Annotated in this window: 22 protein-coding genes and 1 pseudogene; 18 read left to right on the plus strand and 5 right to left on the minus strand. The window is 43.0% G+C overall.

Annotated features, from left to right (window positions below):
• Positions 1–44: 44 nt before the first annotated feature.
• Complete coding sequence (purB, locus tag KX728_RS00280; RefSeq protein WP_215805116.1) at positions 45–1,343, plus strand: adenylosuccinate lyase; 1,299 nt, start codon at positions 45–47, stop codon at positions 1,341–1,343.
• Positions 1,344–1,400: 57 nt separating this feature from the next.
• On the opposite strand, the gene strH is transcribed toward purB, so the two are convergent.
• On the minus strand, positions 1,401–5,402 hold the full coding sequence (gene strH, locus KX728_RS00285; RefSeq protein WP_215805117.1) for an LPXTG-anchored beta-N-acetylhexosaminidase StrH: 4,002 nt from the start codon (positions 5,400–5,402) through the stop codon (positions 1,401–1,403).
• 302 nt (positions 5,403–5,704) lie between these two features.
• Positions 5,705–6,421 (minus strand): GntR family transcriptional regulator, encoded by a 717-nt coding sequence (locus KX728_RS00290; protein WP_219108646.1) that lies wholly within the window; start codon positions 6,419–6,421, stop codon positions 5,705–5,707.
• Positions 6,422–6,742: 321 nt separating this feature from the next.
• Between KX728_RS00290 and KX728_RS00295 the strand changes: the two genes are divergently transcribed.
• The 15 genes from KX728_RS00295 (at position 6,743) to KX728_RS00365 (ending at position 19,662) form a co-directional block, all read left to right on the plus strand.
• Positions 6,743–8,530: a glycoside hydrolase family 35 protein gene (locus tag KX728_RS00295; RefSeq protein ID WP_215805118.1), complete on the plus strand. Its 1,788-nt coding sequence runs from the start codon at positions 6,743–6,745 to the stop codon at positions 8,528–8,530.
• Entirely contained in the window at positions 8,527–9,003 is a 477-nt protein-coding gene (locus KX728_RS00300; protein ID WP_000156968.1) for a PTS sugar transporter subunit IIB, read from the plus strand. The genes KX728_RS00295 and KX728_RS00300 overlap by 4 nt, the downstream gene beginning before the upstream one ends.
• A gap of 26 nt (positions 9,004–9,029) precedes the next feature.
• Positions 9,030–9,935, plus strand: a complete 906-nt coding sequence (locus KX728_RS00305) for a PTS mannose/fructose/sorbose/N-acetylgalactosamine transporter subunit IIC (protein WP_000616991.1) — start codon at positions 9,030–9,032, stop codon at positions 9,933–9,935.
• On the plus strand, positions 9,922–10,743 hold the full coding sequence (locus tag KX728_RS00310; protein ID WP_000185287.1) for a PTS system mannose/fructose/sorbose family transporter subunit IID: 822 nt from the start codon (positions 9,922–9,924) through the stop codon (positions 10,741–10,743). The genes KX728_RS00305 and KX728_RS00310 overlap by 14 nt, the downstream gene beginning before the upstream one ends.
• Before the next feature lie 3 nt (positions 10,744–10,746).
• A complete protein-coding gene (locus KX728_RS00315; protein ID WP_033629163.1) occupies positions 10,747–11,151 on the plus strand; it encodes a PTS sugar transporter subunit IIA in 405 nt (134 codons plus the stop codon).
• Between the two features lie 104 nt (positions 11,152–11,255).
• On the plus strand, positions 11,256–12,422 hold the full coding sequence (locus tag KX728_RS00320) for an SIS domain-containing protein (protein ID WP_042901933.1): 1,167 nt from the start codon (positions 11,256–11,258) through the stop codon (positions 12,420–12,422).
• A gap of 10 nt (positions 12,423–12,432) precedes the next feature.
• A complete protein-coding gene (lacD, locus tag KX728_RS00325; RefSeq protein ID WP_042901976.1) occupies positions 12,433–13,428 on the plus strand; it encodes a tagatose-bisphosphate aldolase in 996 nt (331 codons plus the stop codon).
• A gap of 134 nt (positions 13,429–13,562) precedes the next feature.
• Positions 13,563–14,600 (plus strand): aldose epimerase family protein, encoded by a 1,038-nt coding sequence (locus tag KX728_RS00330; protein WP_215805119.1) that lies wholly within the window; start codon positions 13,563–13,565, stop codon positions 14,598–14,600.
• Between the two features lie 110 nt (positions 14,601–14,710).
• Positions 14,711–15,565, plus strand: coding sequence for a VOC family protein (locus KX728_RS00335; RefSeq protein WP_215805120.1), 855 nt, complete (start codon positions 14,711–14,713; stop codon positions 15,563–15,565).
• Positions 15,566–15,877: 312 nt separating this feature from the next.
• Entirely contained in the window at positions 15,878–16,450 is a 573-nt protein-coding gene (locus tag KX728_RS00340) for a hypothetical protein (protein ID WP_215805121.1), read from the plus strand.
• A 1-nt stretch (position 16,451) separates the two neighbouring features.
• Positions 16,452–17,120, plus strand: a complete 669-nt coding sequence (locus KX728_RS00345; RefSeq protein ID WP_215805122.1) for a hypothetical protein — start codon at positions 16,452–16,454, stop codon at positions 17,118–17,120.
• Positions 17,121–17,235: 115 nt separating this feature from the next.
• Positions 17,236–17,907: a hypothetical protein gene (locus KX728_RS00350; RefSeq protein ID WP_001226099.1), complete on the plus strand. Its 672-nt coding sequence runs from the start codon at positions 17,236–17,238 to the stop codon at positions 17,905–17,907.
• 2 nt (positions 17,908–17,909) lie between these two features.
• Positions 17,910–18,572, plus strand: a complete 663-nt coding sequence (locus KX728_RS00355; protein ID WP_215805123.1) for a hypothetical protein — start codon at positions 17,910–17,912, stop codon at positions 18,570–18,572.
• A 75-nt stretch (positions 18,573–18,647) separates the two neighbouring features.
• The gene (locus KX728_RS00360; RefSeq protein ID WP_049506239.1) at positions 18,648–19,205 is read left to right on the plus strand and encodes a DUF3592 domain-containing protein; all 558 of its coding nucleotides are present in this window, start codon (positions 18,648–18,650) and stop codon (positions 19,203–19,205) included.
• A 199-nt stretch (positions 19,206–19,404) separates the two neighbouring features.
• Entirely contained in the window at positions 19,405–19,662 is a 258-nt protein-coding gene (locus KX728_RS00365) for a metal-sensitive transcriptional regulator (protein WP_000185160.1), read from the plus strand.
• 222 nt (positions 19,663–19,884) lie between these two features.
• On the opposite strand, the gene KX728_RS00370 is transcribed toward KX728_RS00365, so the two are convergent.
• The 3 genes and pseudogenes from KX728_RS00370 to KX728_RS00375 all read right to left on the minus strand — a co-directional run bounded on the left by KX728_RS00370 (position 19,885) and on the right by KX728_RS00375 (position 20,835).
• Positions 19,885–20,181: a rhodanese-like domain-containing protein gene (locus KX728_RS00370; RefSeq protein ID WP_215805124.1), complete on the minus strand. Its 297-nt coding sequence runs from the start codon at positions 20,179–20,181 to the stop codon at positions 19,885–19,887.
• Positions 20,156–20,523 (minus strand): annotated as a pseudogene (locus KX728_RS09425) (rhodanese-like domain-containing protein); the annotation flags it as partial. The gene KX728_RS00370 and the pseudogene KX728_RS09425, both read right to left, overlap by 26 nt.
• Positions 20,524–20,526: 3 nt before the next feature.
• Positions 20,527–20,835: a rhodanese-like domain-containing protein gene (locus KX728_RS00375; RefSeq protein WP_215805125.1), complete on the minus strand. Its 309-nt coding sequence runs from the start codon at positions 20,833–20,835 to the stop codon at positions 20,527–20,529.
• A 175-nt stretch (positions 20,836–21,010) separates the two neighbouring features.
• On the opposite strand from KX728_RS00375, the gene KX728_RS00380 reads away from it, so the two are divergent.
• Together KX728_RS00380 and KX728_RS00385 are read left to right on the plus strand one after the other, a co-directional pair.
• Positions 21,011–21,574 (plus strand): sugar O-acetyltransferase, encoded by a 564-nt coding sequence (locus tag KX728_RS00380; protein ID WP_215805126.1) that lies wholly within the window; start codon positions 21,011–21,013, stop codon positions 21,572–21,574.
• Between the two features lie 272 nt (positions 21,575–21,846).
• Positions 21,847–23,082: a carbohydrate-binding domain-containing protein gene (locus KX728_RS00385; RefSeq protein ID WP_000837416.1), complete on the plus strand. Its 1,236-nt coding sequence runs from the start codon at positions 21,847–21,849 to the stop codon at positions 23,080–23,082.
• The last annotated feature ends 7 nt before the right edge of the window (positions 23,083–23,089 follow it).

A 23,089-nucleotide genomic window follows, 5' to 3' on the forward strand; every position in this document is an offset into this window, starting at 1 on the left:
AAATAGCGCAATACATCTATAAAAAGAAAGGAAAAATTAACAACATGATCAACCGTTACTCTCGCCCGGAAATGGCGAACATTTGGAGTGAAGAAAATAAATACCGTGCTTGGCTTGAGGTGGAAATCTTGGCGGACGAGGCATGGGCTGAGTTGGGGGAAATCCCTAAGGAAGATGTGGCTTTGATTCGCGAAAAGGCGGACTTTAACATTGACCGTATTTTGGAGATCGAGCAGGAGACGCGTCACGATGTGGTGGCTTTCACACGTGCGGTTTCTGAGACTCTTGGCGAAGAGCGCAAGTGGGTTCACTATGGCTTGACTTCTACTGACGTGGTGGATACTGCCTACGGTTACCTCTATAAGCAGGCCAACGACATCATCCGTCGTGACCTTGAAAACTTCACTAACATCATCGCTGATAAGGCTAAAGAGCACAAGTTCACCATCATGATGGGGCGTACCCACGGGGTACACGCTGAGCCGACAACCTTTGGTCTTAAATTAGCGACTTGGTATAGCGAAATGAAGCGCAACATCGAGCGTTTCGAGCATGCAGCTGCTGGTGTAGAAGCTGGTAAGATCTCTGGTGCGGTTGGGAACTTTGCCAACATCCCACCATTTGTAGAGAAATACGTCTGCGACAAATTGGGTATCCGTGCCCAAGAAATTTCTACACAGGTCCTTCCTCGTGACCTTCACGCTGAGTACTTTGCAGTTCTTGCTAGCATCGCGACTTCAATCGAACGTATGGCAACGGAAATCCGTGGTCTGCAAAAGTCTGAGCAGCGCGAAGTGGAAGAGTTCTTTGCCAAGGGGCAAAAGGGATCTTCAGCAATGCCTCACAAACGCAACCCTATCGGTTCTGAGAACATGACAGGTTTAGCGCGTGTTATCCGTGGTCACATGGTGACGGCCTATGAAAACGTCGCTCTCTGGCACGAACGTGATATTTCTCACTCATCAGCTGAGCGCATCATCACACCGGACACGACCATTTTGATTGACTACATGCTTAACCGTTTCGGAAATATCGTCAAGAACTTGACGGTCTTCCCAGAAAATATGATCCGCAACATGAACTCTACGTTTGGTCTGATCTTTAGCCAACGTGCCATGTTGACCTTGATTGAAAAAGGCATGACCCGTGAGCAAGCCTACGACTTGGTGCAACCAAAAACAGCCTATTCTTGGGACAACCAAGTAGACTTCAAACCGCTTCTCGAAGCAGATCCAGAAGTAACATCACGTCTGACTCAAGATGAAATCGACGAAATCTTCAACCCTGCATACTACACCAAACAAGTAGATGATATCTTCGAACGTATCGGACTTGGTGACTAATCATAAAATAAAAAAGCGAGATTCAATCTCGCTTTTTCGTATTCTCTTAGAAGAATCTTAGTCTTCTTTTCTCTTAGTGAGTCCGTAGGCTGCTAGTGTGGCCATGAGTCCTGCTGCGACCAAGGCTGCAGAGTCTTGACTTCCTGTTGCAGGAAGTTGTTTTTTATCTGCTTTGACAGTAGTTGGTGCAGTTTGCTCAGCTTTCTCAACAGCAGTTCCGACTTCAACGACTTGAGCGACCGCTTCCTGTGTTACCACGCTATTGACAAGCGTTCTTTCTTCTTGCCCATCAGCAGTAGTGCTGACAGAGTAGAAGGCAGTACGATGGCCGTTAGCGCCCTTAGTAACGACTTGGGTTTGTCCTTTTGCCAATTGAGGATTTTCACGTGTCACAGTAGTGAATGGGATTTCTTCCTCTTGGATGTCCAGTCTAGGTTTTGTTTCAGCAGTTGCTGCTTTACCATTTTCATCTCCAACGTGAGTTACAAGGGTTCCGACTTCAATAACTTGGGTCACTGCTTCTTGAGTCACAAGGCTATCTACAAGAGTTTTCACTTCCTTACCGTCAGCACTAGTGCTCACAGAGTAGTAATGGCTGCGACGACCATTAGCGCCTTTAGTAACGACTTGAGTCTTCCCTTTAAGTAAGAGTGGATTTTCACGTGTCACGGTAGTGAACGGAATTTCTTCCTCTTGGATATCCAGTCTCGGTTTCGCTTCTGCAGCTGGAGCAAGGCCACTTTCATCCCCTTTGTGAGTAATAGGGGCACCGATTTCAACCACTTGGGTCACAGGTTCTTTGGTTACTTGGCTATCTAGAACGGTTTCTGTTTGTTTACCATTTTCAGTAAGGACAGAGATGTAATGAGTGCGTTCGCCATCTACACCTGGTGTGACAATCTTTTCTTGTTTAGCTGGGAGGTTCGAATTTTCTTTTTTGATAACCTCAAAAGGAATCTTTTCTGCTCTTGTGATGAGTTCCGGTTTGGTTTCAACATTGGCAGCTAGTTCATTTTCATCGAGGCTTCCTGAGTGAGTTGCCGCTGGTTTGAGGCCTAGGCGGGCTGCCTTGAGTTTAGCTACAAGAGCGTCTAACTCAGCTTGCTTGCTGCGGTTGAGGTTGTAGTTGAGAGCCTCTTTAGCTGCATTGAGTGCGTCGAGACTTTCTTTGCTGTATCCTTCCAAGTTAGTAGGAATTTGAGCAAGCTCCTCACGGAGAGCATTGTAGTCAGCGCGGAAGTAGTCTTTGTTGTGATCTGCGAAGGCAGTCATGAGTTCAAAGATTTCTTCTTCCTTGTACTCAGCACTTGGTTTGTCTGCCCAGATAGCAAGCATACTTCCGACCGTCGGAAGGTCTACCTCCGGATACTTGGTAGAAGCAAGCTGGTTAAATGGCACTTTACCAGAGTTTTCAAGTGCTTTTGATAGTGGATAGGCTTCGTCAGGTTTGTGATTGCCTAAAACATAGTACCAGTCTCCGTTAGTATTAAGGAATTTATAGCCTTTACTTGCAAGGTACTGAGGAGATGCAAGGTTGTAACCCCACCATCCTTTAGACCAGTAAGAGATGATGACATCCTTGTCAAACTCAACATCATCCTTATCTTCATAGTAGAAACCATCGTTGAAGGCCATTGGTTGAAGGCCTCTTTCTTTAGCCATGGCAGCAAGAGTGTTAGAGTACTCAGCAAACTTGCCATAGAGTCCATACCATTTGAGGTAGTACCAACCTTGAGCGTTGGTAGCGTCATTAGAGTATTCGTCTGTACCGTAGTTAAAGATCTTAGTCTTGCCCGCAAAGAAGTCCATGTACTTGCCGATAAGGGCTTTTGTAAAGTTCATCGCTTCTTCATTTTCAAGGTCCATGGTTGTTTTGGAGACCTTGTCAAAGTTGGCTTGAGGATTCTTGATTCCAAGTTTTTCCATAGCGACAAGCATGGCATCCATGTGCCCAGGGCTGTTGATCGCTGGGATGAGTCCAATCCCTTTTGATTTTGCGTACTCGATCAATTCAGTGATTTCAGCCTGGCTAAGAGTGGTTCCGTTTGGATCATCGTAGTAAGCTTTTGTTCCTTCAATGATGGCATTTTTGACATCGTCACTTGCATAAGTTTTTCCGTTAGCAGTGATAGTCATGTCATCAAGTAGGAAGCGAAGTCCATCATTTCCTAGGAGGAGATGCACATCCGAGTATCCGAGCTCGCTCGCCTTGTCTACGATGCGCTTGAGTTGGTCAAGCGTGAAGTACTTACGTCCAGCATCGATAGAGATCACCTTGTTCTTGGCAAGTTTTTCAACTTCGCGTTTCGCGTCTTCCTCTTTTTGAGCTTCTGGTGTGAAGGTTAGGTTGCTAACAGCTTCTTGGAGTTTCGCGATTGCTTGGTCAATGGTGTCTTGTTGGGCACGGCTGAGGTTGCTGTCGAGTGAGCGAATAGCTTTTTCAGCTTCTTTTACAGCTGCAATACTTTCTGCAGTATAACGGTTAAGATCTGTTGGAACTTCTTTCAGAGCTTGCTCAGCAGACTCATAGTCGGCAGCAAAGTACTCAGAATTTGCGTTTGCGAAGCTACGCATGAGTTTGAAGAGACGTGATGGAGAATAGCGTTGAGCTGGGTCATCTGCCCAAGTAGCTACCATACCACCGATGAACGGGATATTCGCCCCTTCAGATTTTGGTACTGAAGTAATTGGAGTGCTCTTGATACCGTTGAGCCCTTGGTCAAGGTTGTACCAGCCTTGGCCGTCGGCATTTCGTCCGAGAACATAGTACCAAGCATCGTTGGTATTAAGGATTTGGTGGCCTTTTTCAACTAGAAATTTAGAAGAAGCGACGTCGTATCCTCCCCATCCACCGGTCCACATAGAAACGATGATGTCTTTGTCAAAAGTACCAGAACTAGTATCACTATTGTAGTAAATGCCATCGTTGAAAGCCATTGGCTTAAGGCCGTGAGATTTGACGATGTGAGCAAGGTCATTAGCGTAAGTGATGAATTTACTATATTTTCCTTGTGTTTGAAGGACAGTCCAACCTTTAGCGTTTGTCGCATCGTTAGCATACTCGTCTAGCCCGATGTTGAAGATGTCAGATTTGCCAGCGAAGTAAGCTGCATACTTGTCGATCAGAGCTTTGGTAAATTCAACCGCTTCTTTGTTATCAAGGTCAACAGTACGAGCAGATTCTTTTCTCAAGTAGTTGAAGTTCGGTTTTTGAATGCCTAGTTCTTTCATAGCATGCAAAATCGCATCCATGTGGCCAGGGCTATTTACAGTTGGGATGAGACCAATACCTTTGTTTTTAGCGTAGTTGATCAAGTCCGTCATCTGGCTCTCTGTTAAATGGTTTCCGTTTGGGTCCTTGTAGTAGGCATCAGTTCCATTTTCGAGCGCACGTTTGACATCATCACTTGCATAGGTTTTGCCATTGGCTTTGATGGTCATGTCATCCAGCATGAAACGCATGCCGTCATTTCCAACTAGTAGATGAAGATCAGTATAACCGTAGTGTTTGGCTTTGTCGATGATTTCTTTGAGTTGGTCTGGAGAGAAGTACTTGCGTCCAGCGTCGATTGAGATCATTTTTCGTTTTGCCAATTTTTCATTCACCTGAGCTACTCGTTCCGTGCTAGGAGTGGCTACTGCAGGTGTGACGGCTTCATTTTTCTTTTCTGAAGGAGTACTTTCGGCAGGAGTTTCAGCTGGGGCAGGGCTTTCTTTCTCAGTAGTCGGAGTAGGACTAGCATTTTCTGTTACAGCTTGTGCAGTTGTTTCTTCCGTTTTTGGAGCAACTGTATGAGGAGCCTCCGTGTCTTCTTTGACATCCTCTTTTACAGGTTTGTCAGCCTTTTTTTCCAGTTTTTCCGAGACCTTGGAGTCTACAGCTTCCTTGACTGCTTGAGGACTTTCCTGAATCGTTTGAACAGTTTCTTCAGCTGTTGGAGCTGGAGTAATCCCGTCGGCAGATACGACTTGTGCGCTAAAAGCAAATCCTATAAGTACAGAAGCTGCCCCAACCGCGTATTTACGGATGGAGAAGCGCTGTTTCTTTTCTAGTTTCATGACAAAACCTCCTTGTTATTATCATATATGATAGCGTTTACATAAAACCAATTTTATTTTATTATCTAAGGGGTAAAATGTCAAGTGGGTTTATATAAGAACTATAATAAATGGAGGAAAACATAAGATTTAGGAGAAAATTGCCAATAAGGGATAAAACTGAGGAAAAACCAAACGAAAATTTAACTTGTTTTTAGTAAAAATGCTACTAATTAAATAAGAGCCCTTCATAGCGTTTTCACAACTTCTTTCTCGTGCTATAATGAATACAGAAAAAGCCTGAGCTAGGCTCAGGCTTTTTCTTAATGACCTCGGTTACATGAGATGAATTTGATTTTGTAGTAGTCTGCTCGCTTATAAGTTTCACTATAGGCAAGGACTTGGCCAGTGGCCTCAAGTTTTGTAGTCTTTGTTTGGAAGACAGTTGGGAATTGTGTATCGATTCCGAGTACAGAAGCAGCATGCTCTGGTGTTGGGAATGCGATTTCGTTGATTTCCTCAAAATGTTCATCACTCATGTGAATGCGGTAATCCAATTTGAAACGTGTATAGATAGAGCTATAATAATCAAGATTTGGATAGTTGGCATTGATGTATTGCTCAGGAATATAAGATGTGTGGTAGATGTATGTCACGTCGTTTGTCTGACGAATACGTTCAATCTTATAGTAGAATTGATCTCCACGTAGTCCAAGTTTATCTAAATATTCAAGTTTATTTCCACGCTCGATAGAAAGGACAGTAACTTTATCGTCTTTTGTTTCAAAGACTTCAACATCTGAAAACTCAACGAGTTTGTGCTTGCGGGCACGTGAAACGAAAGTACCTTTACCTTGTTGGCGGACAATGTAGCCGTCTTTAGCAAGGTCATTCAAGGCACGAACAACTGTGATTGAACTCACATCGTACATTGCGATCAATTCGGCTCCTGTATAAAATTTATCTCCACTTGCAAATTGACCAGAGATGATTTTGTTTTTTAATTCATCTTTAATATATTGGTATTTAGGAATAGCCATAAATTTCACCTCGATTCTCTTTCTCCAATTTTGATTTTACCACAAATATAGAGAAAAGAGTAGTATTAAGGTCAAAAAATTAAAATAATAGACTAAAAATGTTATTTTACATGTAAAAAAATTCATTTGATGTTCTTGTGAATTATCATACATAAAAAGATCGTTTTCATGCTATTTTAAGATAATTTCGGTAAACGGTAAGTAAAAAAATAGAAAAATTTTAAATAATTTTCTAAAACCTATTGACAAATGCAAAAGATTTGATTATAGTTAATATTATAATAAATGAAAGCGCAAACTTAATTCGTCAGAGGTAATAACATGACCAGATTTAAAATTGAGGACGATTTCTATTTAGACGGAAAACCGTTCAAGATTTTGTCCGGCGCCATTCATTATTTTAGGATTCCAGCAGAGGATTGGTATCATTCTCTCTATAACTTAAAGGCGCTTGGCTTTAATACAGTCGAGACCTATGTGGCTTGGAATTTACACGAACCTGTTGAAGGGGAGTTTGATTTTGAAGGTGCCAGAAATTTGGAGAGATTTCTTCAAATTGCACAAGATCTAGGTCTCTATGCCATTGTACGCCCGTCTCCATTTATCTGTGCGGAATGGGAATTTGGTGGCTTGCCGGCTTGGCTCTTGACCAAGGACATGCGAATTCGCTCGTCCGACCCGGCCTACATCGAGGCTGTTGCTCGCTATTATGACCAATTATTGCCAAGGCTTGTGCCTCGCTTGTTGGATAATGGTGGAAACATTCTTATGATGCAAGTCGAAAATGAATATGGCTCTTATGGAGAAGATAAGTCTTATCTACGAGCAATTCGGAAATTGATGGAAGACCGAGGGATTGATTGCCCACTCTTTACTTCAGATGGCCCATGGAGGGCTACTCTGAAAGCCGGAACCTTGATCGAAGACGATCTCTTTGTGACAGGAAACTTCGGTTCTAAAGCTCCGTACAACTTTTCACAGATGCAGGAATTCTTTGATGAGCATGGCAAGAAATGGCCCCTCATGTGTATGGAATTTTGGGATGGTTGGTTCAACCGTTGGAAAGAACCCATCATCACTCGTGATCCTAAAGAATTGGCAGAAGCTGTTCGAGAGGTATTGGAGCAAGGCTCTATCAACCTTTACATGTTCCATGGTGGTACAAACTTTGGTTTCATGAATGGTTGCTCGGCTCGAGGAACTCTGGATTTGCCACAAGTCACATCTTACGACTATGATGCCCTTCTGGATGAAGAAGGAAATCCAACTGCTAAATACCTAGCAGTCAAGAAGATGATGGCAACACACTTCCCAGAGTATCCACAGTTGGAACCACTCTATAAGGAAAGCATGGAGATAGGGTCCATTCCATTGGTCGAAAAAGTTTCCTTGTTTGAAACTCTGGATAGTCTCTCCAGTCCTACTGAAAGCCTCTATCCAAAAGCGATGGAAGAACTTGGTCAAAGTTATGGCTACCTTCTCTACCGCACTGAGGCAAGTTGGGATGCAGAAGAGGAACGTCTCCGCATCATCGATGGACGTGACCGAGCTCAACTCTTTGTAGATGGTCAATGGATTGCCACTCAATACCAGACAGAAATTGGTGAAGATATCTACTGTCAGGGAAATCGAGAAGGTTTTTCAGAGATTGACATCTTGGTAGAAAATATGGGGCGTGTCAACTACGGACATAAGTTCTTGGCAGATACGCAACGTAAAGGAATTCGAACAGGTGTCTGCAAGGATCTACATTTCTTACTGAATTGGAAACAATATCCACTGCCACTGGACAATCCTGAGAAAATTGATTTTTCAAAAGGATGGACGGAAGGACAACCAGCCTTTTACGCTTTCGACTTTACGGTCGAAGAGCCGAAGGATACCTACTTAGACTTGTCTGAGTTTGGTAAGGGAGTTGCCTTTGTCAACGGGCGTCACCTAGGGCGTTTCTGGAACGTCGGCCCGACCCTCTCACTTTATATCCCTCATAGCTATCTCAAGGAAGGTGCTAACCGCATCATCATCTTTGAAACTGAGGGCGAATATAAAGAAGAGATTCATTTAACTCGTAAACCTACACTAAAACACATAAAGGGGGAAAACTTATGACAATTGTAGGATGCCGTATCGATGGACGTTTGATCCACGGTCAAGTAGCCAATCTTTGGGCTGGAAAACTAAATGTTTCACGCATTATGGTTGTAGACGACGAAGTTGTTAACAACGATATTGAAAAGAGTGGTTTGAAACTTGCAACACCACCAGGTGTGAAACTCAGTATCTTGCCAGTTGAGAAAGCAGCAGCAAATATCCTTGCTGGTAAATACGATAGCCAACGTCTCTTTATCGTTGCACGTAAACCAGACCGTTTCCTTGGTTTGGTCGAAGCAGGTGTTCCGCTTGAAACACTCAACGTCGGCAATATGTCTCAAACACCAGAAACTCGCTCTATCACACGTTCTATCAATGTGGTAGACAAGGATGTGGAAGATTTCCACAAACTAGCAGAAAAAGGTGTGAAACTCACTGCTCAAATGGTTCCAAATGATCCAGTTTCAGACTTTTTGAGCTTATTAAAATAGGAAAAAATTTTTAGGAGGTCATTGTTATGATACAATGGTGGCAAATTTTACTTCTCACTTTGTACTCAGCTTATCAAATCTGTGATGAGTTGACAATCGTTTCATCTGCAGGTTCCCCTGTATTCGCTGGTTTCATTACCGGTTTGATCATGGGAGATGTGACAACTGGTTTGTTTATCGGTGGTAGCTTGCAGTTGTTCGTTCTCGGGGTTGGTACCTTCGGTGGTGCTTCTCGTATCGACGCAACTTCTGGTGCGGTTCTTGCAACAGCATTCTCTATCTCTCAAGGTATTGATACAGACCTTGCGATTACAACAATCGCTGTACCAGTAGCAGCACTTTTGACATACTTCGACGTTCTTGGACGTATGACAACTACTTTCTTTGCACACCGTATTGATGCTGCGATCGAACGCTTTGACTACAAAGGTATCGAACGCAACTACCTACTTGGTGCGCTTCCATGGGCTCTTTCTCGTGCCCTTCCAGTATTCTTCGCTCTTGCTTTTGGTGGTGCTTTCGTACAATCAGTAGTAGACCTTGTTAAAGAATACCAATGGGTTGCAGACGGTTTGACACTTGCAGGTCGTATGCTTCCAGGTCTTGGATTTGCAATCTTGCTTCGTTACCTTCCAGTTAAACGTAACCTTCACTACCTTGCAATGGGATTCGGTTTGACAGCTATGTTGACTGTTCTTTACTCATATGTAACAGGTCTTGGTGGAGCCGTTGCGGGTATCCTTGGTACTCTTCCTGCTGATGTTGCTGAAAAGATTGGCTTTGCTAACAACTTCAAAGGTTTGTCTATGATCGGTATCTCTATCGTAGGTATCTTCCTTGCAGTTGTTCACTTTAAGAACAGCCAAAAAGTAGCTGTAGCAGCACCTTCTACACCATCAGAAAGTGGGGAAATCGAAGATGACGAATTCTAATTACAAACTTACAAAAGAAGATTTTAATCAAATCAACAAACGTAGCTTGTTTACTTTCCAATTAGGTTGGAACTATGAGCGTATGCAAGCTTCTGGTTACCTTTACATGATCTTGCCTCAATTGCGTAAAATGTATGGGGATGGAACTCCTGAATTGAAAGAAATGATGAAAGTTCATACTCAATTCTTCAATACTTCACCATTCTTCCACACTATTATCGCTGGTTTTGACCTTGCCATGGAAGAAAAAGATGGTGTGGGTTCAAAAGATGCCGTTAACGGTATCAAGACAGGTTTGATGGGACCATTCGCTCCTCTTGGAGATACAATCTTTGGTTCACTTGTACCTGCTATCATGGGATCTATCGCAGCAACTATGGCTATCGCTGGCCAACCATGGGGTATCTTCCTTTGGATCGCAGTTGCAGTTGCATATGACATCTTCCGTTGGAAACAATTGGAATTTGCCTACAAAGAAGGGGTTAACCTTATCAACAACATGCAAAGTACCTTGACAGCTTTGATTGACGCTGCATCTGTACTTGGTGTCTTCATGATGGGTGCTCTTGTAGCAACAATGATCAACTTTGAGATTTCTTACAAATTGCCAATCGGTGAAAAGATGATTGACTTCCAAGATATCTTGAACTCAATCTTCCCACGCTTGCTTCCAGCAATCTTTACTGCCTTTATCTTCTGGTTGCTTGGTAAGAAAGGTATGAACTCTACTAAAGCGATCGGTATCATTATCGTTCTTGCAGTAGGTCTTTCATTCATCGGTAAATTCTTGCTTGGAATGGGCGCATAATTTATGAGCAAATCATTAATTTTGGTGAGTCATGGTCGCTTCTGTGAAGAACTTAAAGGTAGCACAGAAATGATCATGGGTCCACAGGACAACATTCATGCAGTGGCTCTTCTTCCAGAAGATGGTCCAGAAGAATTTACTGCAAAATTTGAAGCTGCTATCGAAGGATTGGATGATTTCCTAGTCTTTGCGGACCTTCTCGGTGGAACACCTTGTAACGTGGTAAGCCGTTTGATTATGGAAGGTCGCGACATTGAACTCTACGCAGGGATGAATCTTCCAATGGTGATTGAATTTATCAATGCCAGCCTTACAGGTGCAGATGCGGACTACAGGAGCCGTGCTGCAGAAAGCATCGTAAAAGTCAACGACCTGTTAGCGGGCTTCGATGATGACGAAGATGAATAAGATGTGACTTAGGGCATCTTATATAGAATATACATGGGAATGGGAGTCAATCCCATTCCCATATTTTCAATAGGAATGAAACAACAATAGATTAGAGGAACTCTATGCTAAATTACACAAAAGAAGAATTACTTGAACTGGGTGCAGAAATCACGACTCGTGAGATCTACCAACAGCCTGATGTATGGAAAGAAGCTTTTGAAGCCTATCAAGCAAAACGTGAAGAAATTGCAGCCTTCCTACAAGGGATTGCGGATAAACATGACTATATCAAGGTCATCTTGACGGGTGCTGGTACTTCTGCTTATGTGGGAGATACCTTGGTACCATACTTTAAGGAAGTCTATGACGAACGCAAATGGAATTTCAATGCTATTGCGACAACTGATATTGTTGCCAATCCAGAAACTTATTTGAAAAAAGATGTGGCGACTGTCCTTGTTTCCTTTGCTCGTAGTGGGAATTCACCTGAAAGTGTGGCGACGGTTGATTTGGCTAAGGCCTTGGTGGATGACCTCTATCAAGTGACCATTACATGTGCTGCAGATGGTAAATTGGCTCTTCAAGCTCATGGAGATGACCGCAATCTCTTGCTTTTGCAACCAGCTGCTTCTAATGACGCTGGATTTGCCATGACTTCTAGCTTTACATCTATGCTGCTAACAGCTCTCTTGGTCTTTGATCCTACAGAATTTGCTGTGAAAGCTCAACGTTTTGAAGTTGTGTCTAGACTTGTCCGCAAAGTTCTAGACAATGCAAAAGATGTCAAAGAGTTGGTTGACCTCGACTTTAACCGTGTTATCTACCTAGGCGCTGGTCCTTTCTTTGGACTTGCTCATGAAGCTCAGTTGAAGATTTTGGAATTAACAGCTGGTCAAGTGGCGACCATGTATGAAAGCCCAGTTGGCTTCCGTCACGGTCCAAAATCATTGATCAACGAAGATACAGTTGTTTTGGTATTTGGCACAACGACAGACTACACTCGCAAGTACGACTTGGACTTGGTTCGTGAAGTGGCTGGTGATCACATTGCTCGTCGTGTTGTGCTTTTGAGTGATCAAGCCTTTGGTCTTGAAAATGTCAAAGAAGTAGCCCTTGGCTGTGGCGGTGTTTTGAACGATATTTACCGTGTCTTCCCTTACATCGTTTATGCTCAACTCTTTGCCCTATTGACTTCACTCAAGGTAGAAAATAAACCAGATACACCATCTCCTACTGGCACTGTAAACCGTGTGGTACAAGGTGTGATCATTCATGAATATCAAAAATAAGGAAGTGTCTATGAGTAAATTACAATTAAGTCCCAATAAAGTAGCTTGCTTGCAAAAACTCTCTGACGAGAACGGCATTATCTCAGCTCTTGCCTTTGACCAACGTGGTGCTTTAAAACGCCTCATGGCTCAATACCAAACAGAAGAGCCAACAGTAGCTCAAATGGAAGAACTTAAAGTATTGGTTGCAGATGAATTGACAAAATACGCATCCTCTATGCTTCTCGACCCTGAGTATGGTCTCCCAGCTACAAAAGCGCTTGCTCCAAATGCTGGTCTTCTCCTTGCTTATGAGAAAACTGGCTACGATACAACTAGCACTAAACGCTTGCCTGACTGCTTGGATGTTTGGTCTGCCAAACGCATCAAAGAACAAGGTGCAGACGCTGTTAAGTTCTTGCTTTACTATGACGTAGACAGCGCTGACGAACTCAACCAAGAAAAACAAGCCTATATCGAACGCATCGGTTCAGAGTGTGTGGCGGAAGACATTCCATTCTTCCTTGAAATCTTGGCTTACGATGAAAAAATCGCTGACGCAGGTTCTGCAGAATACGCCAAAGTAAAACCACACAAGGTTATCGGTGCTATGAAAGTCTTCTCAGACCCACGCTTTAACATCGATGTTTTGAAAGTGGAAGTTCCAGTCAACGTCAAATACGTTGAAGGCTTTGGCGATGGTGAAATCGTGCATACTCGTGAAGAAGCGGCAGCTTTCTTCAAAGCGCAAGACGAAGCAACTAACTTGCCATATATCTACTTGAGTGCAGGTGTATCAGCTAAACTCTTCCAAGAAACCCTTGTCTTTGCTCACGAATCAGGCGCAAACTTCAACGGCGTTCTTTGTGGCCGTGCAACCTGGGCTGGATCAGTTGAAGCTTACATTAAAGATGGTGAAGCAGCAGCTCGTGAGTGGCTACGCACAACAGGTTTTGAGAACATTGACGAACTCAACAAGGTTCTTCAAACAACAGCGACTTCATGGACTGAACGTGTGGAAGCATAAAACAAGTATAGAAGAACCCCCTTTTGTTAAGGTTTTCTGACAAAGGATTCTGAAAATAAAAACTACAACCATAGATGGTGAATAGGCTCTCTATGGTTTGTTTACTTAAGAGAAATAGATCAAAGGAGAGAAGAATGAAAGCATACACAGAGCGTGTATTTGGAAATCATGAGGGCAAGGATGTCTTGGCCTATCGCTTTGAGACTGACGGTGGTTACCAGCTTGAAGTTATGACCTATGGTGCGACCATCTTGCGCTATGTCACACCTGACAAGGCTGGTAATTTTGCCAATGTGATCTTGGGCTTTGATAATTTTGATAGCTATGTAGGCAATAGTCCCAAGCATGGAGCAAGTGTAGGTCCTGTAGCGGGCCGTATTGCAGGTGCAACATTTGAACTCAATGGCCAGACCTATAATCTTGAAGTCAACAATGCTAGCAACTGTAACCACAGTGGTTCAACAGGTTGGGATTCGAGCTTGTTTGAATTGGTCGAGGTGAGCGACCATGGCTTGACCCTCTACACAGAGCGTACAGACGGGACAGGAGGATTCCCTGGTAATCTCAAGATCTGGATCAGCTACCACTTGGAAGAAACTGGCGCCTACGAAGTCAGCTATAAGGTGACGACAGATCAGGATACGCTGGTCAATCCAACCAACCACAGCTATTTCAACTTATCTGGTGATTTCACGCAGACAATTGACCGCCATGTCTTCCAACTAAATACGGAGGGCATTTACCCAATCGCTCCAGACGGAGTTCCGGCTAAGACTCCAGATGCTACTCGTGATGTAGTGAAACATATCTACAATGGAGCTTTGTTGAAGGACATCTTTGAAGAGGAAGATGAGCAAATCCAGTTGGTATCTGGTTTGGATCACCCATTTGCTCTTCCTGCAGGCCATGACAATGCTGGTTTCCTTTATGACCAAAACTCAGGTCGTTTCCTGCTGTTCAAGACAGAGGCCCCTTGCTTTGTGGTCTACACAGCAAACTTTGTGGATGAGAGTGTCATCATCGGAGGCCAGCCAATGGTGCAACACAATGGGATTGCCCTTGAAGCGCAAGCTTTACCAGATGCCATTCACAGTGATCTCAAAGACCAAGTTATTCTCAAAGCAGGGGAAACTTTCACCAGCAAAACTCGCTACGAGCTTGTTGTCAAATAAAAAGAAGAGCTGGTTTCCAGCTCTTTTGAGTTGTCTTCGTTGACATTTTATCTCAATAGTGTATAATTGATGTAATACATAAAGTTACAACAAATAAAAGGAGACACCCTATGACTTATGCATACCAAAGCCACATTTATCTAGCAGAGGCGGTTTTAAATGTCAAGGATTTGACGAGTCAAACGGCTTTTTATCACCAGATTATTGGCTTGGAGATTTTATCCCAAACAGAGACAGAAGCGATTTTGGGACTTGGTCGAAAAGCCTTGGTTCACTTGATTCAGGCAGAAAAGTCTGGCGAAGTAAGGGAGCATTATGGGCTCTACCATCTGGCGATTTTGTTGCCGACGCGAAAAGCCTTGGCAGATGTCTTGAAACACCTAAGTGACTTGCGGATTCCTCTGGTCGGGGGTGCAGATCATGGATACAGTGAGGCTATTTATCTAGAGGATTTGGAAGGAAATGGCATTGAACTCTACCGTGATAAGCCAGTGTCTTCATGGGATATTCGAGAAGACGGTCGCATTATCGGTGTGACCGAAGCCCTTGCGGCACAGGACATCTATGAGTTAGGGGAAAAGGTGGATCCCTTTATCCTAGCTGAAGGGACTAGAATGGGGCATATCCATCTATCGGTGAAGGATAGCCACGCGGCGAGCCAGTTTTATCAAAAGGTGTTAGGATTAGAAGATAAATTTAGCATTCCTAGTGCCAGTTGGATAGCGGCTGGTCAGTACCATCACCATCTGGCTGTCAACGAATGGGCTGGAAAAGGGCTGGCTCCGCGTGAGCAAGGCTTGCCAGGCTTGGCCTACTATGTCCTTGAGGTCGAAAGCAAGGAAGAACTCTTGGACATCGTTCAGCAAGCACAAGAGCTAGAAGCACCAATCAAGTGGCTAAATTCGAGTGAGTTGGATCTTGTAGACCCAGATGGGATTGTGACTCGCATTCGCTTGGCACGATGAAACGAGGAAAACACGTTATTTATTTTAGAGACATAGGAAAAGGCGGATAAGCTCGTATTCTGTTTTTAGAATGCGGACTTGTTCGCTTTTTTATGAAATGACGAAACCTTTCTTGGATCTAGCAAAGGTATCTGCCGGGGATATTTTCCCTTTTCTGGGGGTTCATGCTATAATACTAATAAACTTTTCTTTCTCTAGGAAGGCAAATGCTAAAAATCAGCTAGAATGCTGGCAATCGTTGTCACGATGCTTTTAAGAGAAAGTAGAACTTTGTTTGAACATCCGTATTGAGTTTAGGAGACGGGAAATAAGATGGACACAAGTGTAAAAAATTTAATCAGTATGGGCCCTCTGGAGGACTCTTTTATCTATTATGATTTGGGGAATCAAGTATTCTACAGTGCAAAACAAGGCATGAATTATTCAGCCATTGCAGCCCCTATTGCAATCTATTCCTTGCAACGGCTGTCGAAGTTGCTCAACCAAACCTTTGGAGATGTCTCCTCCCTTTTCAATCTGATTTTCTTTATCTTGATGTCTTTGTTTTTGGTTTTCGGGACCATTCTCCTTGCCAAAACTAACCGACGCAACATGAAGACAGATAGATTTAGAAAAGTTCGGCTGACAAAAGCCAATATCAAAACACTTAGGAGAAAATCTAGGGCGTTGACAGTAGTTGGCTACATTTTTGTTTTAATAACGATTTTTTCAGCCTATCGTTATCTGGCTGTTTCTGATTTTCAGTTTTTACTTATGTACATGTTAGGGATTGGTATTCTTACATATATAGTCTATGATTTTCGGATGAAAACGCGCAAACGACTGTTCAAGGAGCTGATGGAGACATTACAGGACGGTAGTCGAGGGAAGGAGGGAGACATGTAAGATGAGAAAAATCATTTATATAGGCCAAGGATGCCAGCAATCCATCTACTATAACACAAAGACGAGCGAGGCTTTAGCGACAGAATCTAGCGCCTCGTCAGAAACCGACGGTGCCATCAGTTCAAAGAAATCCAAGTGGCCTTGGGTTGTCTTCTTTATTTTCTTGCTAGTTGCTATTATCGGTATTTGGATTCGTTCCTTGCTAGCGCCCTTTAGATTGAGTGAGTGGATGGCACCTATCCATCTAGCCGCTATCCTTTTCGTTTTTATCGGAAGTGTTTATGGATTTGAAAAACTTTTTTACAGTGGGGCTAAGTCGCTTGTCCCAGCAAGTGAAGAACAGTTTAAAGATGCGGTTGAAAGTAGTACTTTTTGGAGGAAGTCACCAGATAAGGAACCAACAGTCGATAAAATCATCTTGTATCTATTTGTTATCCTCGTTCTTCTATTTGTTTTTGTTATTGTTGTGTTCTTTGCCATACCTGGGACCTTCATTCCCTACTATGAACATGAATGGTTTGAACCGTCGATGTTCATGGTGCCAATCGGAGCAACGATCGTCCCAATTAGCGTGGTTCTTCTACTATTTCAAAACAATCCAATCCGCTGGCTCTTAGCCGTACGAAAATACAAGCAGGGGAAAGTATTATTTAGGGAAGAGAAGAACTAGAAACACGAGAGAAACGCTATTACCATTACCAGTGGTTGGCGATGTTTTATCAACAACCTATGATAAAATTGAAGTTTCTGATTATAGTGATTAGTGAAAACTGTGGTGATTTTATATGAGAAAAATAATTTTTATTGGACAGAGCGGTGATAAGGCCGTTTACTATAATACGCGAACAAAAGAGGCTCTTGTAGCAGATAAGAGTGCCTTGTTAAATACAGAAGGGGCTAGGAGATCGAATAGGGGGATTGCTCCTTTAATTGCTATATTCTCTTTGTTAGGTTTACTCGGAGGATTTGTTGCAATACCAATTTTCTCAGGCCTTCGTTATAATAGTGGGATGGTTCCTATTTTTATTCTTTGTCTTTCCTTTATCCTATTTGGATTTATATGGATGATGGAAGTCGCCTTATATAAAGGAGTGAAACGAGTCCAAGGAGCAACAAAGAAAGAGTTTAAAGAAGCAGTTTATTCAAATTTGTTCTGGGAAAATTTTAGTGAGAAAAAAGCGACGTTTGCGAAAATGTTGGCTTTTATGATTGTCATGCTACTAGTTTTTATGACTACTATAGTAATATTTGCTGCTGCAATTCCGGGCACTATTGACTCATTCAATAAGCAAGAGGCATTTGATATACAAATCTTTTTCTCGCCTTTAGCAGGTCTCTTTCCTGCCTTGTTGTACCTTTTCTTATTCCAAAACAACCCTATCCGCTGGTTCTTAGCTGTGCGAAAATATGAACAGGGGAAAGTGATATTTAATGAAGAAATAGAAAAGAGAGGATGATAATGTCACAAGAGAGATATTTGCAGATCAAAAAAGAGCATCAAGTTCGTAAGTTTGTGGGGCGTTTCCTCTTCATTCTTCTCGCTATACTCGATGTTCTACTGGTATCAAGTCATTCCAATTATGTCCCGCTTGTAACGGTGGCTATGGTAACGATTGTGCCTTTTAATCATTTTCTACTTGGTCCTCTTAGGAGACAGAAAAAAGCTATAGAAAAAGAGCATCCAGAATGGAAAATACTCAGTACAAAGGGAGTAAAGGTTCCCTCGGCTGAAGCCAATAAAAGAACCTTGGCTGGTATTGGGATCTTGGTGGCCTTGCTGTTGTCTTTTGGGCTATTCTATAAACCTGTGAAACAGCCGAACGACCAAGTAAACAAGCCACCTAAGGTTGATTCTAAAACGCCTGAAACATCCAAGTCTTCAGAGTCTGAGTCGTCCAGTTCCTCTAAGACCAAAGAATCCAGTTCCTCAGAGCCGAAATCCTCGTCTTCGACTGAACAAAGTTCTAAAACCGAAAGTTCAGGAACAAAACCGTCAAAAAGCGAGTCCAACAGCCCTTATTACCAGATTCCAGGACTTACTGACGAACAGTTGAGAGATATCATATCGAAATCTGTAAAAGATTTGAGAGAAAAACAGTCAAAAGAAAAATCCGAAGAGTAGACTCGAGAGCTTCAATGTCCTTCTGGACGAGTTCGTTTTGGGATTTTACTGTATAAAATAACAGGAGGAGTTCATATGAATAAAGAAGTGATTGGTTTGATAGTTGGGACAATCGTCATCTTCCTATCTTTTGTATTTGTGTGTGGGACCTTTCTTTTCCTCTATCTTCGGGATCAGAAGTTGGTCCGCCTTGCCAAGTCATCCGTACAGGGAACGGTTATCGGCTATAGCCGTTTTCGTGAGGGGTATCCACCTATCGTCGAATACACGGTGGATGGGATTTCTTATAAGAAAACTTTGCAGTATTTTATGTTCAAAACGGTCACAATTCCGTGGGGGACTACTAAATTTTTAAAGGACTATACAAGAGAAGATATGCTGGCACCTTCGATCACTCGCTACAGCAACTCCTTTGTTTCCTTCAAACGCTTGATGCAGACCCATTTCCCCCTTCATTCGGAGCTGACAGTCTGGTATGATCCAGACAAGCCGACCAGGGCCTATGTCGAACGTTACAGCGGAATGGACAAGTTTTACAAGTGGTTTGGTATCGGATTTGGGCTGGCTCTAGTTCTAGTCTATGGGATAGTGATCCTAGCCTTTTTGTCCAATTTGTCCAAGATATACGCATAAAGGTCAGTTGGTTGAAAGGAAACGTGACTTCCCATCGAGCTTCAAGGAGGACAGAGTTTCTTTTCCATTTCTATGCTTATCAATCTTTTCTATCTGATACAGAGGAGAGGTTGCCTCCTACAAATACAGACAGGAAGTGAATTTTGACAAAGCCCCTTATTCGAGATATAATGAAGAAAAAGTGACCAAGGATAAATTAATGACAAACTCAAAGTACATCACACGCCTGAAACGTTCAGAGGGCCAGTTGCGTGGGATTCAAAAGATGATTGAAGAAGATCGTGACTGCGCAGATATTGTTACGCAGTTGACAGCAGTGAAATCTAGCGTTGAGCGCGTGATTGAGATGATCATTACTGAAAATCTCACAGGCTGTATCAACCAACCACTAGACGACCCCGAGGCTCAAAAGGAACGCCTAGAAAAGGCCATCCGATACCTGATTAAACGGAAATAAACTAATTTGCTATTGATAAACAATGCAGACAAAGGTATTTAAGTCTATTTCGATAAAGAAATCATGTCAGACAAACGGATGAGTTCCCCCAATACCAATGAGAAAACCTCTTTTTAGATACCATCAATGTGTTTCTTTTTTAGAAGCGACGGGCTACGAGCCCTATATCAGTGGGTTGCAGAAATGAAAAAAACCGATTAAGGAACTTAATCGGTTTTTTGCTTATTCTACTTGACCGGGCCAAGCATTCATACCACCTTCTACATTGATAACTGTGAGGCCTTGGGCGCTTAGAAATTCACAAGCAGATGCGGAGCGTACTCCACCTTGACAGATGACATGGTATTCCTGGTCAGGATTGAGTTCTTTGTAACCTTTCTCCAAGGTACTTAACGGAAGATTTTTGGCACCTGGTACATGTCCTGCTTGGAATTCGTGCACTTCACGTACATCGATAAGGTTTAGATTTTCATTTAGGTATTTTTCATAAAAATCAGCCATGCTGATACTCGTTTCCATATTTGACTCCTTCTGGATTAGACATTTTATATTGTGAATAAGCGCTATCAGGGTTTTGGACGATAAATCCTGCCGCTCGAGGCTACGCTCTGTGATCTAGCTGCGCAAAACGCTGTGGTAGCTAAGGATGTAGGTTTGGTTCTTGTCCGGTTCATCCAAGCTCTCCCCTAGTTCATTTAGGGGGATATGAATGGTATCGACCTTGGGTCGCTCCCCTGAAATTCGCCACTTATCTGCATATCTAGGGATTTTGGCCCTTAGTCAGATCGTCTTCGAGCGGATACCTTGGATATTGTCGCTCAGACCTTTGATTAGGTTCAAGGCTGCGTAGCCCATTTGATGCTTCTAGATGACCTTACCTGTCCAAGCGCTCATACCGCCTCGTACATTGATGACATCATAGCCATTTTTCTTTAGTTTTTTCGCAGCTAGTTTGCTTCGTACACCAGAGTGACAAATGACATAAAGTGTTTCTTTTTTCGCAGGTGTGTAAGAACCGATTTCCGTTAAAGGAACATTTTTTGCATTTTTGATATGGCCTCTACGGAATTCCATAGGCGTCCGAACATCCAGTAGCTGAATCGGTTCTCTGAGTTTAGCTTCTAACTCGCTGGTAGAAATACTGTCAATTTTTGTAAATAATAAGTGAAACATAGGCACCTCCACATATACCCTTATGGGGTATATTAAACCATGAAGTTAATCTTTTGTCAAGCAAGTTGTTTTAACTTGGGAGGGAATTAGTTTCGAGAGTTTAGAAAGCAGGCTATTCTTGACCTTTCAAAGGCTTTTTGATATGATGGGTCCAAAGTAAGTGTGAGGTGATAAGATGACCAGCGAATACCAGAAAATGATAGCAGGGGGGCCTTACCGTCCGTCGGACCCAGAGTTACGGGCCTTGGCGCAGGCTTCTCGCCAAAAACAGGCTACCTTTAACAAGGAAGAAGATCCCTTGAAGGGAGCGGATATTATCAAGACTTGGTTTGGCTCAACTGGGCAAAATCTCTATGTCAATCCACGCCTGGTGGTCGATTATGGAGTCAATATCCATCTAGGGGAAAATTTTTATTCTAATTGGAACTTGACTATGCTGGATGTTTGTCCGATTCGCATCGGGAACAACGCCATGCTTGGCCCCAACTGTCAGTTTTTAACCCCACTCCATCCACTGGATCCGGATGAACGCAATTCAGGGGTCGAATACGGCAAGCCCATCACCATTGGAGATAATTTCTGGGCTGGAGGTGGCGTCATTGTTCTTCCTGGAGTAACACTGGGAAATAATGTCGTTGTAGGAGCAGGGGCCGTGATTACCAAGTCTTTTGGCGACAATGTCGTCCTAGCTGGGAATCCTGCGCGTGTTATCAAGGAAATCCCAGTAAAAGAAAACTAAAAAGAACAGCCGAGGCTGTTCTTTTTATGAGCTTTAGTCTTATAGATTTTTCTTCTTTTTGGCTTTTTGGGTTAGAGTGATATCGCACTTGGGAATGTTGCTTTTAAAAACTATTAAATGCATTTTAGTACTCTCAAATTGTTTCTAGTAGCCCTTTCAAAAGAATACTGAGCGAAACTGAATTTAAGGAAACTTTCAGAAAAGTTTTAGTTTTGTTTCAGGAATCTTCTGTAGACTGTCTAGCTATATCATACGAAGGAGAGGAAAAAGCTATGAAATCAAAAAAATGGACCCTACTCGCAACGAGTTTAACGGCAATAGTGCTGATGGCAGCATGTGCCCAGTCAACAACTACATCCAATACCAATGCAACGACAAATAGTGCCACAACAACTGCAACAAAGACAAACCAATCATCCTATTTTACAGAGAAGGACAATGATACTTCTTATGACGAAAGCACAGCTTCTAAGATTGAGTTATCTGGCTCATCAGCAAACGTCTTTGGGGATGGCGTGACAGTCTCTGAATCAACAGTGACCATCACAAAATCTGGGACCTATGTGATTTCAGGTCAGTCTGACGGAGTGCAGATCAAGATCGAGGCAGATAAGTCTGCAGATGTTCATCTAGTCCTAAAAGGCGCGACCATGACCAATACCAATGCAGCGATATCTGCGACATCAGCTGGTCATGTCTACTTGACTCTAGCAGAGGGAACCACCAACAGTCTCTCTGACTCAAGCTCTAACAGTGACGAAAAAGCAGACGCAGCTCTCTTTTCTAAGGTGGATTTGACCATCAACGGGAAAGGAACTCTCAATGTAGATGGCAAGAAGAACAATGGTATCAAGGCCAACGACACCCTCCACATCACGGGTGGAACCTATAACATCACAGCAGTTGGCGATGCCTTCAATGTCAATGATGAACTCAACATCACTGGTACGACCATGACCATCGATGCCAAAGAGGATGGGGTCAAGGTGGACAATGACGAGGATACTTCAGTTGGGACCATGTACCTATCCAACAACAACATCACCGTCACAGCAGGAGATGATGGCATCCACGCATCTGGAGACCTCGTCATCGATAGTGGTACCTACACCGTCAAGAATTCGACAGAAGGACTTGAAGGTAAGTCAATCACTATCAACGGTGGGGATATTAGCATCTACTCAACAGATGATGGAGTCAACGCAGCTAACAAAAACGCCCAACAGAATGAAATCTTCTTCACTATGAACGGCGGGAATCTGACTGTAGAAGTCGGCCAAGGAGACACAGACCCAATCGACTCAAACGGCAATATTACGGTCACAGGTGGGACCATTAAAATGACTGGTCAAACAGGTTTTGACTTTGATGGAACAGCGACCTACACAGGTGGAGATATCTATCTCAACGGTGAAAAACAAACGGAAATCGTCAATTCTATACCTGGAGGCGGTGGACCAAATGGAGGCCCTCAAGGCGACGGTCCAGCCCCTGGCGGACAAGGATAAAAAAGAA

The sequence above is a fragment of the Streptococcus oralis genome (assembly GCF_019334565.1).
Classification (GTDB): domain Bacteria; phylum Bacillota; class Bacilli; order Lactobacillales; family Streptococcaceae; genus Streptococcus; species Streptococcus oralis_CR.

Coding starts and splice junctions, on each gene's coding strand:
- KX728_RS00360 (WP_049506239.1), top strand. CDS start 18,648: ATGAATAAAGAAGTGATTGGTTTGATAGTTGGGACAATCGTCATCTTC.
- KX728_RS00375 (WP_215805125.1), bottom strand. CDS start 20,835: ATGTTTCACTTATTATTTACAAAAATTGACAGTATTTCTACCAGCGAG.
- KX728_RS00355 (WP_215805123.1), top strand. CDS start 17,910: ATGTCACAAGAGAGATATTTGCAGATCAAAAAAGAGCATCAAGTTCGT.
- KX728_RS00300 (WP_000156968.1), top strand. CDS start 8,527: ATGACAATTGTAGGATGCCGTATCGATGGACGTTTGATCCACGGTCAA.
- KX728_RS00370 (WP_215805124.1), bottom strand. CDS start 20,181: ATGGAAACGAGTATCAGCATGGCTGATTTTTATGAAAAATACCTAAAT.
- KX728_RS00310 (WP_000185287.1), top strand. CDS start 9,922: ATGACGAATTCTAATTACAAACTTACAAAAGAAGATTTTAATCAAATC.
- strH (WP_215805117.1), bottom strand. CDS start 5,402: ATGAAACTAGAAAAGAAACAGCGCTTCTCCATCCGTAAATACGCGGTT.
- KX728_RS00340 (WP_215805121.1), top strand. CDS start 15,878: ATGGACACAAGTGTAAAAAATTTAATCAGTATGGGCCCTCTGGAGGAC.
- KX728_RS00295 (WP_215805118.1), top strand. CDS start 6,743: ATGACCAGATTTAAAATTGAGGACGATTTCTATTTAGACGGAAAACCG.
- KX728_RS00315 (WP_033629163.1), top strand. CDS start 10,747: ATGAGCAAATCATTAATTTTGGTGAGTCATGGTCGCTTCTGTGAAGAA.
- KX728_RS00290 (WP_219108646.1), bottom strand. CDS start 6,421: ATGGCTATTCCTAAATACCAATATATTAAAGATGAATTAAAAAACAAA.
- KX728_RS00385 (WP_000837416.1), top strand. CDS start 21,847: ATGAAATCAAAAAAATGGACCCTACTCGCAACGAGTTTAACGGCAATA.
- KX728_RS00350 (WP_001226099.1), top strand. CDS start 17,236: ATGAGAAAAATAATTTTTATTGGACAGAGCGGTGATAAGGCCGTTTAC.
- KX728_RS00330 (WP_215805119.1), top strand. CDS start 13,563: ATGAAAGCATACACAGAGCGTGTATTTGGAAATCATGAGGGCAAGGAT.
- KX728_RS00365 (WP_000185160.1), top strand. CDS start 19,405: ATGACAAACTCAAAGTACATCACACGCCTGAAACGTTCAGAGGGCCAG.
- KX728_RS00320 (WP_042901933.1), top strand. CDS start 11,256: ATGCTAAATTACACAAAAGAAGAATTACTTGAACTGGGTGCAGAAATC.
- KX728_RS00345 (WP_215805122.1), top strand. CDS start 16,452: ATGAGAAAAATCATTTATATAGGCCAAGGATGCCAGCAATCCATCTAC.
- purB (WP_215805116.1), top strand. CDS start 45: ATGATCAACCGTTACTCTCGCCCGGAAATGGCGAACATTTGGAGTGAA.
- KX728_RS00380 (WP_215805126.1), top strand. CDS start 21,011: ATGACCAGCGAATACCAGAAAATGATAGCAGGGGGGCCTTACCGTCCG.
- lacD (WP_042901976.1), top strand. CDS start 12,433: ATGAGTAAATTACAATTAAGTCCCAATAAAGTAGCTTGCTTGCAAAAA.
- KX728_RS00305 (WP_000616991.1), top strand. CDS start 9,030: ATGATACAATGGTGGCAAATTTTACTTCTCACTTTGTACTCAGCTTAT.
- KX728_RS00335 (WP_215805120.1), top strand. CDS start 14,711: ATGACTTATGCATACCAAAGCCACATTTATCTAGCAGAGGCGGTTTTA.